This window comes from Kistimonas ophiarachnellae, assembly GCF_057552235.1.
The window spans coordinates 344,637-360,244 of record NZ_BAAJPA010000003.1 but is presented as its reverse complement, the minus strand read 5'-3'; the positions used below and the strand labels follow the sequence as shown (position 1 = coordinate 360,244).

Genomic DNA, 15,608 nt, shown 5'->3' with positions numbered 1-15,608 from the left:
CCAGCGAAATTCACGACACCGCCATAAACTTCACTGGATACGGAACTAACTGAAAAACAAACCGTCTATTGATGACCTTAATGAATTTTTGATGCGTTAACGATTTATCACCACTAACTGTCCGGTTAAAGAAAAATCAGTTATCTCAAGGTAATTCCTGGTCAAAATGCAACCGGGAATGTTAGAAAAAGCAACATTGGCTATCAAAACACGTTTTAAAATACCTGCATATCGCCGCAATCGCTTAACCTTTGTTGCGCAAATTTGAGCGCGAAATTTCTAACCGGACGGCAGAAATTTATCACAATGGAGTTGATGCCATGGAAGCCACCAGGTACACAAAATACGGAACATTCATCTTAAATGATGATTTAGACCAACACAGAAACATACTTGCCCTTGAAGAACCTGCCCTTAGAGCCTGCCGTGAAGGAGATCTGCCCAGCCTGAAAGCAGAGTTATCAAAGGATCCATCAATAGTAAGGAATGAATTCCGTTCACGTAGAACAGGGCGCATGGTCAGGTTGATTTCCATCGCTCCCACGTGTAATACCCCTGAAGTGGTAAGATACCTGCTCAATAACGATGCTAACCCAAATGAGTTAGACCTCCGGGGATATACACCATTATTCTGGGCCTCATTCTACGGTCGCGCCCAGGCGGTAGAATATCTGCTCCAAGCCGGAGCCTGTGTAAATACCAGAATGAAGGATGATGCTACGGCGCTTTTCGCCGCCTCACAGAATGGTCACCAGGAAGTGGTAAACCTTTTGATCCTTGCCGGAGCCGAAGTCAATGTCAGCATGATGGATGATGGTGCTACCCCCCTTTTCATCGCCTCACGGAACGGTCACGTTGAAGTGGTAAAATTGTTACTGCACCACCAGACAGATTTCTCCCTTACGTGTGATGCCTTCGACAACATTCCCAAAACACCTCTCATGATAGCCAAAGATATGCATCAGCAAACGAGGGATATTCGGTTTCGGGAAACTGTGCGAATACTGGAAAAATTCATCTCAGATAAAACAACAGCAAAGAAAAAAACAATACCCTGATAAGCCCCCGGCTTCATACCGGCAATATGCGGCTCCGGGTTCAACCATTACCGGCTTAATAACGACATGCGTCAGGTATGGCAAGCGCTATTGCAGGGCGCTCGCCATCATTGCGCACCATGATGTACAAAGGAAAGTGTCACTCATGACCAGCTCTTTGCTACTATGTCAGGCAGCCTGATGATCCTGTCATCCGGCAACATCAACGAGCGAAAGAAAAACAATAATGACGATCATGAAACGTGCGCTTACCCTGATCCTGCTGGTGATTTGCCTGACGGCTATCGCGGCCAGTATTCGCTTCCATACGGAAATCAACCGTTTCTATCATGTGCTGACGCTGTTTGATCCGGAGGTAATCCAGCACAACTTCAGGAACATGGGCACTATCTTCGCCTCACGGGATGTGCCTCGCTCAGGTGACGTTTATACCTTGCCTGAACAGCCTCAGCCGCTGCCCGAACGTTATCAGTGGAATAACGAACAACGAGACCTGGAAGACTGGCTGGATCGCACCGAAACCACGGGAATGATTGTTCTGAAAGACGGCCAGATGGTTTTCCAGGAATACTATCGTGGCAATGATGAGAACAGCCGAACGATCTCCTGGTCGGTCGCCAAATCTTTCGTATCAGCGCTGACCGGATTTGCCCTGCACGATGGCGCGATCAAAAATGTGGAAGATCCGGTCACTGCTTATGTGCCAGAGCTGAAAGACAGTGGCTATAACAATGTACGCCTCAAGGATGTCCTGCAGATGTCGTCAGGTGTCGGGTTCAATGAGGATTACGGCGACTTCCATTCCGACATCAACCGCATGGGTCGTACCATGGCGCTGGGCATCAGTATTGATGACTTTGTTATCTCCCTGAAAAATGCCCGTGAACCCGGTACCTACAACCATTACGTCAGCATGGATACCCAGGTGGTCGCCATGGTGATCATGCGGGCTACCGGTCAGAACCTTTCCGACTATATGGAAGAGAAACTCTGGTCACGACTGGGTGCAGAGTCTGATGTCTACTGGCTGACAGATGACGATGGCGTCGAGCTGGCCTTCGGCGGCCTCAACAGCACACTGCGCGATTATGCCCGTTTCGGGCAGTTGTACCTGAACAAGGGCAAGAACTGGCAAGGCGAGCAATTGTTGCCAGAAAGCTGGATTAAAGCATCGGTGACACCTGACGCACCTCACTTAATGCCCGGCGAAAACCCAGCTTCCGGTTCACGCTTTGGTTATGCCTACCAGTGGTGGCTGCCAGAAAAGACAACCGATGAAGGGGACTATCTGGCAGTAGGCATCTATGGCCAGTTTATTTACGTTAACCCCAAGCATCGGGTGGTTATCGCCAAGTCATCCGCCTACAGCGACTACAATAACTCCTCAGAAGCGATGGAGACTGAGAGTATTGCCGTATTCCGGCATATTGCTCGCAACCTGAAGTAAAAGGCCTGAGGGCTGCTCTGACACATAAAGCATTGTCAAAGTAGTCCTTACTTTCCTTCCTGTTATACCTGGTTTTATCTGGAGTCGTTTTCCCAACACGGCAAATGTTATAACATAACATTCCAGCCATTATTCCTGACGATTCGCGAAGTATCCTTTTATGCCGTCATTCCGTGCCCTGCTGTTGCTTTTCTGTCTGATTCCCACCACCCTGCCAGCATTGGCGACTGCGGCTGTGAATCAAACACCACCGGTGAGCGTCATCACCAGTATCAAGCCCATTCAACTGATTGCTGCAGCCATTACCGACGGCATCAGTGAGCCCGATGTTCTGCTGGATCCGGGAGTCTCTCCTCACAGCTACAGCATGAAACCTTCGGACATTCGCCGGCTGTCTGATACACCGGTCATTTTCTGGCTGGGTCCAGAGCTAGAAACCTTCCTGAAAAAACCGCTGGGACAGGTAGCAGAAAACAACACCGGACAACGCGTTGTCTCGTTGATGGATGCACCAGGAATGCACCTGAGAGAATGGAGCGGAGAAGAGCATCACCACGACCATCACGATGATCATGACCTCCACGGCTCTATCGATTCCCACGTTTGGCTGTCACCGGGTAATGCCATTGCCATGGGTAAGGCCATGACTGATGCCCTGGTAGCGGTTGATCCCCAGAATGCCGCCCGTTACCGTGAAAACCTGGCGGTCTTTATTGATCAGGTGAAAGCCACTGATCTTGCCAACAGCGAAAGCCTGGCCACCGTCCGTCAGCACGGTTTCTTTGTCTTCCATGATGCCTGGGGCTACTTTGCTGACCACTATCGCCTGACTGTTAAAGATGTCTTTGCACTGAGTCCGGATCGCCAACCGGGTGCACGCCACCTGATGAAATTGAAGGATTCTCTCAAGAACGCCGGCCATACCTGCATCTTCCGTGAACCCCAGTTCAAGCCCGCCTATATCAACCGTCTGACAGATGGTCTGGATGTGGGAGATGCTGTGCTTGATCCCATGGCGGGTGATATTCCGTTGTCGGCGAACGGCTATCCCGCCTACCTTCGCCAGATTGGCAGTACCATTACCACCTGCCTGGCTGATTAACCCATCCCGTCCCGGCCATCTGTGCCGGGACAAATCGGCTTGTACTCCCCGCCGATCCGGATACTATTCGACCGTGTTCATATAAATCACAAGCCATCCCCTGGCGGTGGATTTCCGCTCATCCGATGGCAATTAAATGTCGGGGAATCAGGTCATGAATCAAACCGGTCTGGAACAGGAGCTGCAACAGCTTCAGAACGTTTATACGCTGATCACCGAATTCCTGGTGAAGTACAGCTTCCAACTCGTTGGCGCCCTGATCATTTTCTGTATCGGGCTCTGGGTGGCCAGCAAAGTCTCGCGCCTGCTGATGGTGTTGTTCAAGAAACACAATATCGATATTACCCTGGCGACCTTTGTGGCCAGCGCCGTACGTATTCTGATTATTATTCTGATCGGTATTATTGCCCTGGGTAAGCTGGGCATCAGCGTCACGCCCCTGGTGGCAGCCATCGGTGCTGTTTCTCTCGGCGCCGGACTCGCGTTGCAGGGGATGCTGTCTAACTACGCGGCCGGTGTCACCATCATTGTTACCCGTCCCTTTGTGGTCACGAATACCATCTCCGTACTCGGTGTGACCGGCCAGGTGAAATCCATCAGCCTGGGCAAGACCACGCTGACCAATGAAGAAGGCGAAGAAATCAGCATTCCCAACAAACACATCCTGGGAGAAGTGCTGCACAATTCATTTGGTAACATGCTGGTTGAGGCGAAAATAGGCATCAGTTATCAGGCCGACCCCGAGCAGGCGATTGCAGTGCTCGAAAAAGCCGCAGCAACCCAGCCTGATATTGACCAAAAACAGGGCATACAAATTGGTATTGATGCCTTTGGTGATAGTGCCATCGAACTGGGAATCCGATACTGGGCACCCACACAACAGTATTACCGGGTAAAATACCAGACGAATCTTGCACTCTACAAGGCCCTGCAAGAAGCCGGTATTGTGATTCCATTTCCGCAAAGGGAAGTGCGGATACTCAGCGAAAAAGCACCAGAAATTTCCTAATCGGATTGCAGGATGATGGTGTTACTCACCAATCGCCATCATCCTTACTTTATTGTTCCTGACCATTAAATGTCAGGCATTCAACCTGTAAAAAATGTAACATTAATTATTTCAGGCTTTCGATTAATTTATCAACATATAAGAATTACTGAAAAACGATATAAAGAAAACACTCACCAAACATCAAAGTATCACTAATACTGCAAGCAAACCTATCTAAGGTGTTATTAAAAAGACACAGATAATCAATACAATTAAAGAATTTCAAACAAGGAATAAATTGATGGAACCAAGTAAAGCATCCGTACAAACCAGCCAAGGTGTAAGTGCTAGAAGGAGGGAACAGGGTGATTCCTCACAATCCCCCCCTGTAACGCAAGCAACAACTGCGGTTACTGGCACATTACTGAGTTCTCAAACTCCTCAACAACCATTACAAAGACGAACGCAGGGCTCCATTCCGCTAACCAAAAGACAACTAACTGCCGCAGTCGAAGAAGACAAACCTATAGTTACTAAAGATCAAGCTGACAGCATGATCATAGAATTTGAAGTTCTGACAGAACCGGTAACAGTAAAACTAAACCAACCATTGCCAATAACACAGAGTTATAGGATGCCTTTTCAATCTTATATCAAGTGGCTATCTAGAATCATCCCTTGTTACATCATATGCGACAAAATAAAGACTGCTGAAGACCATGTAGACTTTGCCTTAAGAGCAATAGATTCAACAAAGAAAAAAACAATTTATTCAGATTCAATTACTGGCATACTGCACTATTCAAAATTCCATATCCTATCAATAAAACATACCAAAACCGAAGAACAAGCGTCGCCACAAGAATTTCAAACAAGTGGTAGTACAGAACGAGCACTGACACTTCAGGAAGAAATGATTTATCATCTGGAGGTAGCGATTCGCTCTCATAATGATTGTGCGCTACTTGCAGGTATTGTATATAACCTTAATACTGAAAATGATTTATTTACTGCGAATCCACCACGGGCAATCGCCTTAATTGATCGAATTATCAAGGATGTACATTCAAAGAAGCAACGATTAAAAGAAAAGTCTGACCAGAGAACAACATCAGATATAGAATTTTTCATTATTAACATGGTAGAACACATTAAAAGAATTAAAAAAATACTAAAATTAGATTCTCGACAAAAAGATATAGAACTGGAAAAGTGGGAACCCAGCATATTAGCTCCTTATACGCGGAAAACAACACATCTGTTAAATCATTTCCGTAATCCCATATATCCCTATATTAATTTCCTGTCTGGTAGTGAAGAACCTAATATACTTTTTTATACACATATGAATAGTCGAAAACTTCTGACAAATTATATCAGAGTCTGCCACCCCATATTTTTATATGTGTTATCAAAGGAAGATGAGTCTCAATATTTAAGACTGGTAGAAATAATCAAGGAACAAATGCAAGTTGCTGGAGAAAAACAACAAACAATAAGGTCGAGATTTTTTAAGGGCTGTCGTCAGTATCAGTGGAATAGCAAACCATCCGGCGATCTTGAAGGTGTATATGAACATGATCCCGAGCTACGCTCATCCATGGTCGACTACATCCACATTAAATACATGCTAGATAACAAGAAATGGGCAGATTTAACAACTTATTGTGACCGTATAATAAAAGAAACCGGAGGGAATTTACCTTTATACATAAGAGCCCTGTATAAAGATGTATTGATTCATACCAGTCGATTTTTTGAAGCCCTGATTCAACTACAGATACTCGGAGAAGAATACGAACAAAAGCAGATGTATTATGAGCTCGCGATGGTCGAATATGATATTGAGGACATGGAAGCTCAACTCATCAATACGACTGATTTTGATGAAATGGAGGAGTCTGCGAAACATCAGGAACAACCCTCACCTGAAGATAAGCCCGCTGTGCAAACACCATTTGCGGCAGAAGCAGCGTCTACAGGTGTGGCAGAAGAACAGCTTTTGCACGCCCTTGAGAAAACAACCCTTGAAACAGAGACCACAGAACGGGGTAAACTGCCCCACTTTGTGGAACATCCGGAAGAGCAATCAACAGAAGGTCATACCGCTATACAAGCGCCAGCTACAACAAAACCATTATCTACTACAAGCTGGGAAGCAGAACACCTGATGCCCGGTCATGCGCAAACATCCTCTGCAACAGACACCGGCAAATTCTCAAAAGCCTTATCCAAAGCCTCTCAAGCCACTGTCCCGGAAAGCAAAAAAAGCAGGCATGATAAACCTGCCAGAAAATCAGCCAGAAAAAAAAGGTCAATACCAACTCCCAGTTACCGTGATGTTTGTCGTAGCATAAGGCAACAAATGGCAGATGATTCACCCTTGGAATCTATAGTCAGCTTGATTAACGATGCATTAGAAAAGTCACAACTGACTGTTATTCAACGGGGCAGACTGTATTGGCGATTAGGATGGGCCTACAAATCACGTGCCCATACGATGAAAGAGAGAGCTAAAGCGTACGATTACTTTGGTAAGGCATTAGCTTGTGCTGTCAGTGAATTGTCAGGTCAGCCACGTGAAAAAAACATAGATCCTGTGTTATTTCTTAAGGATGAGATGTTATCAGCATGCTACTATCGGAAAAGCTACAAAAATCCTGCTATTTCTCTCATTGCTGACGTTTATAGCTCATCCGGAAATTATTTTAGAGACATGAATAAACCTTATATAGGAAGAGAATGTACGCATGTCGCTGACACTATTAAATGGTGGAGAAAACTGAGAAGGTTACCTTCATATTTTCAACATAAACCCAAAGTCAAATTAACAAAAAAAGATTCAGACTAAATGCATACTTTGATATACATCTTCTTTAGCCCCATGGGTTTATTAAAATAAACTCTATCGATAAGCCAAATTATTACTGAGCATTGCCAATGCGTCTGCCAGAATGCAATCAGTAAACTAACCTTGTGGTTTCTTTTTATGCTGACTGGCCATTCCTTGTTAAGTCTGATCGGCAATACGCCTCTTGTTAAACTTCAGCATTTTGATACGGGCTACTGTGACCTCTATATAAAACTCGAGTGCAACAACCCCAACGGCTCCATTAAAGACAGAACCGCCCTGAGTATCATCAATGCTGCAGAGCGCAGCGGTCAGTTGCGTCACGGGCAGGGCATTATTGAAGCAACCGCAGGCAATACAGGTATCAGCCTGGCGGCTATAGCCCGAATGAAAGGGTATCCCCTTACCACGGTCGTGCCTGACAAAATGAGTCGGGAAAAAATTGACCTGTTGAACATCATGGGCGTTCACGTTGTTATCACCCGATCGGATGTGAGTCGGGGGCACCCTGATTACTATCTGGATTTTGCCGAAACCATAAGCCGGGAGAAAAACCTTTTTTACACTAACCAGTTCGCCAATACCGCCAATATTGACGCCCATTACCGGACAACCGGCCCAGAACTCTGGCAACAAACCGGAGGGCAAATTGATGCTTTCGTCTGCGGCGTGGGCACCGGCGGAACCCTGACCGGCGCGGGGCGTTACCTGAAAGAACACAACCCGGAGATAGATATCGTACTGGCCGACCCGGAAGGGTCGCTACTCGCTCCCAAGGTGAACGGAGAATCCGGTACGGAAGCTGGCAGTTGGCTCGTAGAAGGCATCGGTGAAGACTTTGTGCCGGATAACTGCGATCTCTCCTTGGTCGATCATGCCTTCAGCATCACTGATCAGGATGCTTTTAAGCACACCCGTGCACTGTTCAGTCATGAGCTGATTCTGGCGGGTACATCAACCGGCGTTCTCCTGGCTGCAGCATTGCGGTATTGCCGACAACAAACGCAACCCAAAACCGTTGTCACCCTTGCCTGTGATACGGGCTATCGTTACCTCTCCAAGGCGTTCAATGCCGACTGGCTTGAACAGCACCACCTTGCCGGAGACAGCGAAACACTATGACCAGCCAACCCATGCACTTCGCCACCCGCACCATTCACGGCGGGCAGGAGAATGACCCGGTAACAGGCGCCGTGATGCCTGCCATCGTCACTGCATCCACCTACGCCCAGCAGGCGCCGGGCCATCATACCGGCTTTGAATATTCCCGAAGTCAGAACCCGACCCGGTTTGCCTGTGAACGTTTATTAGCAAGCCTGGAAGGCGGCCAGCATGGTTTCGCATTTGCCTCAGGTTTGGCCGCTATCGCAACGGTGCTGGAACTGCTGAGCCATGGTGACCACATCATTGCCATGAACGATCTGTATGGCGGAACCTTCCGTCTGTTTGACCAGGTGCGTCGACGCAGTGCAGGGTTGGCCTTCAGTTTTATCGATATGTCTGAACCTGAGGCTTGTCAGCAGGCGATACAGGCCAACACCCGGATGATCTGGATTGAAACCCCCACGAACCCACTACTGAAACTGGTGGATATTCAAGCCATCTGCTCGCTGGCGAAAGCACGGGATATTCTGGTGGTTGTGGATAACACCTTCGCCACCCCCTTCAATCAGCAACCGTTATCACTCGGTGCCGATATCGTCCTGCATTCCACCACCAAATACCTGAATGGCCATTCGGATACCGTGGGCGGCGCGGTGATTGTCGGGAACAACACCCACCTGAGTGACAGCCTGACATTCCTGCAAAATGCCATTGGCAGTGTGGCCGGTCCGTTTGACAGTTACCTGACCCTGCGCGGTATTAAAACACTGGCATTACGCATGTGCGCCCACAATGAAAATGCCCAGAAACTGGCTGAGTGGCTCACACAGCACCGGCAGATTGAAAACGTGATTTATCCCGGACTGGACACGCATCCACAACACGCCTTGGCTAAACGACAAATGACAGGTTTCAGTGGCGTGGTATCCATCCGGATCAAGGGTGGCATGCAGGAAACCGCCCGCTTCTTCTCGCGATTAAAGTTATTTACCCTGGCCGAAAGCCTTGGCGGTGTGGAAAGCCTGGCGGAACAACCGGCAATAATGACACATGCCAGCATCCCACCGGAAACCCGGCAAACGATTGGCATTCATGACAACCTGGTCCGGCTCTCTGTGGGCATTGAGGATATTGAAGACCTGAAAACGGATCTCGATACAGCCCTGCTTGCCGCCTGATGCCCCATGATGTGAGCAGGTATCTTACGATCACCTGTTCACACAAGATGTGTCCATTATCCAGCCGTCAGTGATTTTACAGTTTTTTTATCCCTGACCTGCGTTTCTTCCTCAGCCTGACAACGCCACCATTTCGCCGCGGCCACCCCAAAAAGATTCTGGCTGATTGAGAACAGAACGCCCGGCAAGGCCGCCAGTGCAGAGAAATGCTTGAGCGCCAGCGCCATGGCCAATCCTGTGTTCTGGGTACCGACTTCTATGGCGATGGTGCGAGCATTGGTCCGGGACTGTCGACAGGCCAGCGCCAGTAAATAACCGGCGACCAAACCTGCCACATTATGGATCAACACCCCGACAACCAGCAGCCCGGTCAACCGGTGCAAACTTCCGGCGTTGATGGCAACCAATGACGCAATGGCAACAATAATAAACAGCAAAGCCAGATCAGGCAGCCACTGCCGGACACGATTGATGCGAGACTCACCCAGCACATGGACAACCAGTAGTCCAAGCACCACAGGTATCACGACAATCTGGGCAATACTGAACAACATACCCAGTCGATCAACCTCAATCACCGTTGACAGATACCAACCGGTTAGCAGGGGCATCATAAACACTGCCAGCGTTGTAGAAACCAGCGTCATGCTAATGGAAAGCGCCACATTGCCTCTCGCCAGGTAAGTGAGGGCATTGGACGCTGTCCCACCCGGCGCCGTGCCCACCAGCATCATGCCAAGCAGCCATTCTGGCGGGAACCCGAACGCCTGACTGATCAGGAAGGCTAACACCGGCATCAGCAGAAATTGCAGTGTAACCCCCAGGCAGACAGCACCGGGATGCCTGAGAATATCGCGGAAATCCTGCCAGCAGAGGGTCATGCCCATCAGGAACATGATCGCGGCCAAAAGCCAGACAAAATAAGGTTGTATCCCTAACCAGGGTGATGGCCATAACCATGCCGCCAGTGCAAACAGGAGAACCCAAAAGCTGTAATAACGATTCAGCATGATTCTTTCTCCATCGCCCTAATAAGCCATAAGTGATGGATGATATATCATCACTACGGATTCATGACGCCAAAATGGCCATAAACTATGGCATTAATTCTAACAAAAACCTCTACTCTGTTAGTTTTAATAACAATTAGTCATATCGGGACAAATCACTCATTTAACCTGAACGTGGTTCGTAATAGAGTGTAAAAACAAGAATCACTGAAAAAACACTTAAAAAGATCACATATCTTTAGATCAATAGATTAATAAGATTCACTTTAAATTTCAGGCATCTGATTCTTCAGGCGCAGACGCTAAACTTAAAGGTAATTTCGAAGGAGGCTTTATGGGATTATCAAGCTCAGGGAATGTTTCAGGCAGCTCATCTATCTCGTCTGTCTCCCGGCAGGACAAAAAAGACGAACAGGAAGCTTCTGCTCAAGCAGTGAATCCCACTGAAAGGCGGATACCTGATGGAGAGGCTCTTCCTTCAGGCAGAAGCCGGACAGTGACTACGCCTGAATCTATCACCAGTACCAGTGAAAGCGAAGAAACACAAATCGAAAAACTCAAGGAAGAAATCCCCGATTATGCAAGAAAATTATGGATTTATTCATTACGAGATGACATTGAAAGATTGAAAAAAAATGAAGAACCCCTATCTATCACCCTGGTTGAGATTCACGGCAAGACACTTTATCCACAACGGGATGAGGGTCTGAGCGACGATGAGTATTTAAGCCTGTTAGATGAAATTAAGGCCGCACTCCCAGACCAGAAGGATGATGTCACTGAGTCCGGCGATGGGGAAGACATCGATTACATGGAAACCATAAAGAACAAAGTTAATCAATTACATCAGTTATTGCTAAGTCGCTATAAAGATAAAGACGAAGAAGAAAGTCTGAAAGAGAGCCTGAAAATTCTGAGACCGCTGGTGCAACGGACATTCGCATGGCCCTCACCCTCTTCAGAAACTGAAAGTGAATCCCAAATAAATGTTCAAGGACGGCCACCTAAAGAATTCAGAACGAAATTTGCCCCCGTACTTGAACAATTAAAAACAAGACAACAGTTGCAGGATCAGCTGTTAGAGAACGAAACCACTGACAATGATGATAGCGATTCATTCACTACCGCCGCCGAAGAACTGCCACCCTTAGTTCCACCAGCGCCGCCGCCCCCCCAAACACCAGAGCAAATTCATGAGGGTATAAGAAGAGGAGTTACAACATTCGACAAACGCAAATTGAAGAAAACAACACCTAATTCCGCAGAACATATAGCCGCACGCAACAAAAAGCTAGAAGATAATCGTGACAGGTTAATGAACGAGTTGGAAAACACACTAAGAGAAAGAAATAAAACAGATGATGATTAATCTCTGCCCGTTTTATTGTGAGTGACTGCCATGTACCACTGAACCGGCATGCGATGACATAAGAAAACACTCTGCGTATACTGGCTCCGCCTGTTGGCCACCCAGATCAAGACAACAAAGCGGTGCAGACCATGAGTGTTTTCAAATCCCATATTGCCGCCATGAGCGCCTATGCCCCTCCGCTGGAAGGCCGTGATCCGGGGCAGCATTTACTGCTGGATTTCAATGAACGCACCCTGCCCGTCAGCCCGCAGGTTCGCCAGGCACTGCTGGATTACCTCAACAATGACCGGCTGCAGATGTACCCTAATTATGGTGACCTGACCAATCGTATTGCCGAGTACAACGGTATTCACAGCAACCAGGTCATGATCACCAACGGTTCCGACCAGGGCATCGACCTGATCATCCGCGCCAGCTGCCGTGAGGGGGATGAAGCTATTATTCCCGGCCCGTCGTTTGCGATGTATTACCAGTGCGCAAAAGTGGAAAACCTCAACATTATTGAGCCGCAATACACTCGTGGGGAAGGATTTCCCGCCCGGGCCGTAATGGATGCCATCACGCCCGCCACACGGCTGATTGTGATTGCCAACCCGAACAATCCATCCGGCACTGATGTGAGTCGTGAGACCATCATCAAGATCGCCAAAGCAGCACCTGAAGCCGCTATTCTGGTTGATGAATGTTACTTCGAATATACCCGAAGCACGGTCAGTGACCTGGTCAATGACTATCCCAACCTGCTGGTCACCCGTACATTTTCAAAAACCTGGGGGTTACCGTCTATCCGACTGGGTTATGTGATCAGTTCTCCTGAAAACATCAATGCCCTGCTCAATGTCCGGGGACCTTACGACGTCAACCAGTTTGCCGTTGTCGCTGCAACGGCGGCGCTGGCGCATCCTGAATACACGGAAAACTACGTCAGGGAAGTCATGACCGTCTCAAAACCGTTGTTTGAAGCATTTCTTGTGGATAAGCAGGTTGATTTCTGGCCCAGCGCTGCCAACTACCTCTGGACGTTTCCGGTGGAGCCCGACAAGGTTAACCGTCACCTGCAGGCACATAACATTCTCGTACGCCCGAAAGCCGACCGGCAGGGCCGTATGGGCTTGCGTATCACACTGGGTAACCGGGAACAGACGGAGCACCTCATCCGGGTACTGGATGAGATAATCCCCACGCCTTAACGGTGTTCGGCCAGCAGCATTTCCAGCTTTTGCATCAGTTTGTTGTTACCGGGTACCGGATCATCCGGAAACACTGCCGCCTGATGGCCACGACGGTTCACCAGGCAGACTGACATGCCGGCAGGACCAGCCAGGCCGGTGATCGTCTGAAAGTGTTCATGATCACTCCCGGTGGGCAGCTTCAGCAATGGAAACGAAACCGCTGTAGCCGCCGGAACCGTTTCCGGATGGAAACCCAGCACGGTGAAATGACGCAGGCGATACTGCAGGAACATTTTTTCCAGGGTTTCCAGCTGTTCCTGAATAGTCTCAGGTTCCAGCAGCGTCATCAGGATGACATGGCCTCTGAAGTGGTCGCGGATAGAGAAGGGTTCATCGTTCGAAGAGAGCCTGAAAGCATGGTCCAGAATAGGCGCCTGACCACTGCCGGCATGTGTGATCACCATAACAATCCCTGTTACTGCACGCAGACAACGCCGGTTTCGTCCTGAACCGGCACACCTTCTGGGAAGTATAATCAGCGCAGTGACAGGCGGTTATAACCATTCTCAATCACGCCTGCGGGGATACAGCGGTTAGCGATGAAAAATCCGGTCGAGCCAGGAACGCTTCTCGTAACTGGCTTTGACGCCTCGGGACAGGAAAAACGGTACATAATCCCGGTCATCTTCCAGGATATGGCGGGTCAGCCAGGATTTCAGGAAATGAAGTAATTCGAAGCTGATATGTTTGCCGTTACCGACTTTGCCCCGGAGTTCATACACCTGTTCGATCAGTTGCTCATGGTGTTGCTTGTGTTCTTCATAGCCGGGGTAATCCAGCACCCGCATCAGGCTTTCTTCGACGGAAAAATGGATTCTGGTATATTCCACCAGCCGATCAAGAATACCAATGGCGGCTTCACTGCCATGATGCCCGGTAATAGCACTGTGCAGCTCGTTGAGCAGATCCACCAGCACCTTGTGCTGTTCATCAATCTCCTGGATACCAACGCTGAGAGAGTCATTCCAGGGTATCAGCACATTGCCGCTTTTATTCTCTGTCCGATGACCGTCTGCAACGGCGTTTTCCATGACAAACCTCGCTATTATGCCAAATGTGTCGCTTTTAAAGGCCTGTGGCCAGGCGACCATTCGGTGTGTTGTGTTTATTGGCAAGTAACCGGTACTTTAGAGACAAACCCGCCGGACAAACATTGACCCAGATCAATATTCAGAGAAAGACCCCACAAACATGCCATAATATGCCGCGATCACACGCGAACTTACGACAACTGGATAACGGAGACCCTATGCAACACGATCCCGCTACCGAGGCCAGCCTGTTGAAGCTGTTGGGCAATCACCGCTCCATCCGGAAGTTCACAGACCAGCCGATGACAGAACAACAACTCCAGAGAATTATTCAGGCGGGACAGGCCGCTGCCACCTCGAGCTTCGTTCAGGCCCGCAGTGTCATTCGCGTACGTAATCCAGAAGCCAGAGAACAACTGGTGACCCTTTCCGGTGGTCAGCCCTATGTGGCGTCTGCCGCCGAATTCCTGGTGTTCTGTGCCGATCTCCGCCGGGCAGAGCAATGTTGTGGACGGCACAATATGACGATGCCGGCAGGCATGACTGAACCCTTTATCATCGCGACCGTCGATGTCGCCCTGATGGCCCAGAACTGCGTCATCGCCGCCGAGGCCATGGGACTGGGCGCCTGTTACATCGGCGGTATTCGCAATAACCCACGCGAGGTCTGCGACCTGCTGCAACTGCCGCAACAGGTCTACCCTGTCTTCGGTCTCTGCCTGGGATATCCGGATCAGAATCCTGAAATAAAACCCCGCCTGTCTGCTGACGTTATTTTAAAAGAGGACGTCTGGTCCGATGATGATCCCGGGACTCTGGAAGCCTATGACGACACCATTCGCGACTATTACCAGACCCGAACCGGCGGCAACAAAACGATCAGCTGGAGTGAGCAGGTCAGTGGCCTGATGTCTGAGAAAACCCGCCCTCATATGCGGGCTTTCCTGGAAGAACAGGGGTTTAAAATGAAATAGTCCGGTATGCCGACTAACCTCCTGCCACAGTGCATCCCTTACAAATAACGGGATGCCATTTCATTCGATCGATATATTCGACTATCTGTCAATTTCCCCCGTTTTTTTTACGCTGAAAGGATTGGATTCAAGAGGCAACCCGAATATTTTTGACTACAAACAAAAAAACATTAATTAATTATCGTTTAGTTTCAGGAAAAAACCCCGCCCCGCCTATAAATGTCTACCCTAAAAAATACAATCCTAAACAATTGAACA

The 15,608-nt window shown here is 48.6% G+C and carries 13 protein-coding genes; 10 read left to right on the top strand and 3 right to left on the bottom strand.

The features are described 5' to 3' along the window. Positions 1-320: 320 nt before the first annotated feature. The 7 genes from AC27K1_RS05615 (at position 321) to AC27K1_RS05585 (ending at position 9,731) form a co-directional block, all read left to right on the top strand. Positions 321-1,058 (top strand): ankyrin repeat domain-containing protein, encoded by a 738-nt coding sequence (locus tag AC27K1_RS05615; RefSeq protein WP_487148944.1) that lies wholly within the window; start codon positions 321-323, stop codon positions 1,056-1,058. Between the two features lie 226 nt (positions 1,059-1,284). After that, positions 1,285-2,505 (top strand): serine hydrolase domain-containing protein, encoded by a 1,221-nt coding sequence (locus AC27K1_RS05610; protein WP_487148942.1) that lies wholly within the window; start codon positions 1,285-1,287, stop codon positions 2,503-2,505. Positions 2,506-2,665: 160 nt separating this feature from the next. Further along, positions 2,666-3,607: a zinc ABC transporter substrate-binding protein gene (locus AC27K1_RS05605; RefSeq protein ID WP_487148940.1), complete on the top strand. Its 942-nt coding sequence runs from the start codon at positions 2,666-2,668 to the stop codon at positions 3,605-3,607. Between the two features lie 154 nt (positions 3,608-3,761). Beyond that, complete coding sequence (locus AC27K1_RS05600; protein WP_487148938.1) at positions 3,762-4,616, top strand: mechanosensitive ion channel family protein; 855 nt, start codon at positions 3,762-3,764, stop codon at positions 4,614-4,616. Positions 4,617-4,899: 283 nt separating this feature from the next. Then, positions 4,900-7,449: a hypothetical protein gene (locus tag AC27K1_RS05595; RefSeq protein ID WP_487148936.1), complete on the top strand. Its 2,550-nt coding sequence runs from the start codon at positions 4,900-4,902 to the stop codon at positions 7,447-7,449. Positions 7,450-7,587: 138 nt separating this feature from the next. After that, on the top strand, positions 7,588-8,571 hold the full coding sequence (locus tag AC27K1_RS05590; RefSeq protein WP_487148935.1) for a PLP-dependent cysteine synthase family protein: 984 nt from the start codon (positions 7,588-7,590) through the stop codon (positions 8,569-8,571). After that, on the top strand, positions 8,568-9,731 hold the full coding sequence (locus AC27K1_RS05585; protein ID WP_487148934.1) for a trans-sulfuration enzyme family protein: 1,164 nt from the start codon (positions 8,568-8,570) through the stop codon (positions 9,729-9,731). The genes AC27K1_RS05590 and AC27K1_RS05585 overlap by 4 nt, the downstream gene beginning before the upstream one ends. Positions 9,732-9,787: 56 nt before the next feature. Here the strand turns inward: AC27K1_RS05585 and AC27K1_RS05580 are convergent, their stop codons facing one another. After that, the gene (locus tag AC27K1_RS05580; protein WP_487148933.1) at positions 9,788-10,741 is read right to left on the bottom strand and encodes a bile acid:sodium symporter family protein; all 954 of its coding nucleotides are present in this window, start codon (positions 10,739-10,741) and stop codon (positions 9,788-9,790) included. Between the two features lie 334 nt (positions 10,742-11,075). On the opposite strand from AC27K1_RS05580, the gene AC27K1_RS05575 reads away from it, so the two are divergent. Both AC27K1_RS05575 and AC27K1_RS05570 read left to right on the top strand, forming a co-directional pair. Beyond that, entirely contained in the window at positions 11,076-12,110 is a 1,035-nt protein-coding gene (locus AC27K1_RS05575; protein WP_487148931.1) for a hypothetical protein, read from the top strand. A 131-nt stretch (positions 12,111-12,241) separates the two neighbouring features. Continuing rightward, positions 12,242-13,303: a pyridoxal phosphate-dependent aminotransferase gene (locus tag AC27K1_RS05570; protein ID WP_487148930.1), complete on the top strand. Its 1,062-nt coding sequence runs from the start codon at positions 12,242-12,244 to the stop codon at positions 13,301-13,303. Here AC27K1_RS05570 and AC27K1_RS05565 read toward each other — a convergent pair. Beyond that, complete coding sequence (locus AC27K1_RS05565) at positions 13,300-13,749, bottom strand: hypothetical protein (RefSeq protein ID WP_487148929.1); 450 nt, start codon at positions 13,747-13,749, stop codon at positions 13,300-13,302. The genes AC27K1_RS05570 and AC27K1_RS05565 overlap by 4 nt on opposite strands. A 129-nt stretch (positions 13,750-13,878) precedes the next feature. Then, the gene (locus AC27K1_RS05560; protein ID WP_487148928.1) at positions 13,879-14,376 is read right to left on the bottom strand and encodes a bacteriohemerythrin; all 498 of its coding nucleotides are present in this window, start codon (positions 14,374-14,376) and stop codon (positions 13,879-13,881) included. Positions 14,377-14,594: 218 nt separating this feature from the next. Between AC27K1_RS05560 and nfsA the strand changes: the two genes are divergently transcribed. Further along, a complete protein-coding gene (gene nfsA / locus AC27K1_RS05555) occupies positions 14,595-15,350 on the top strand; it encodes an oxygen-insensitive NADPH nitroreductase (RefSeq protein ID WP_487148926.1) in 756 nt (251 codons plus the stop codon). The last annotated feature ends 258 nt before the right edge of the window (positions 15,351-15,608 follow it).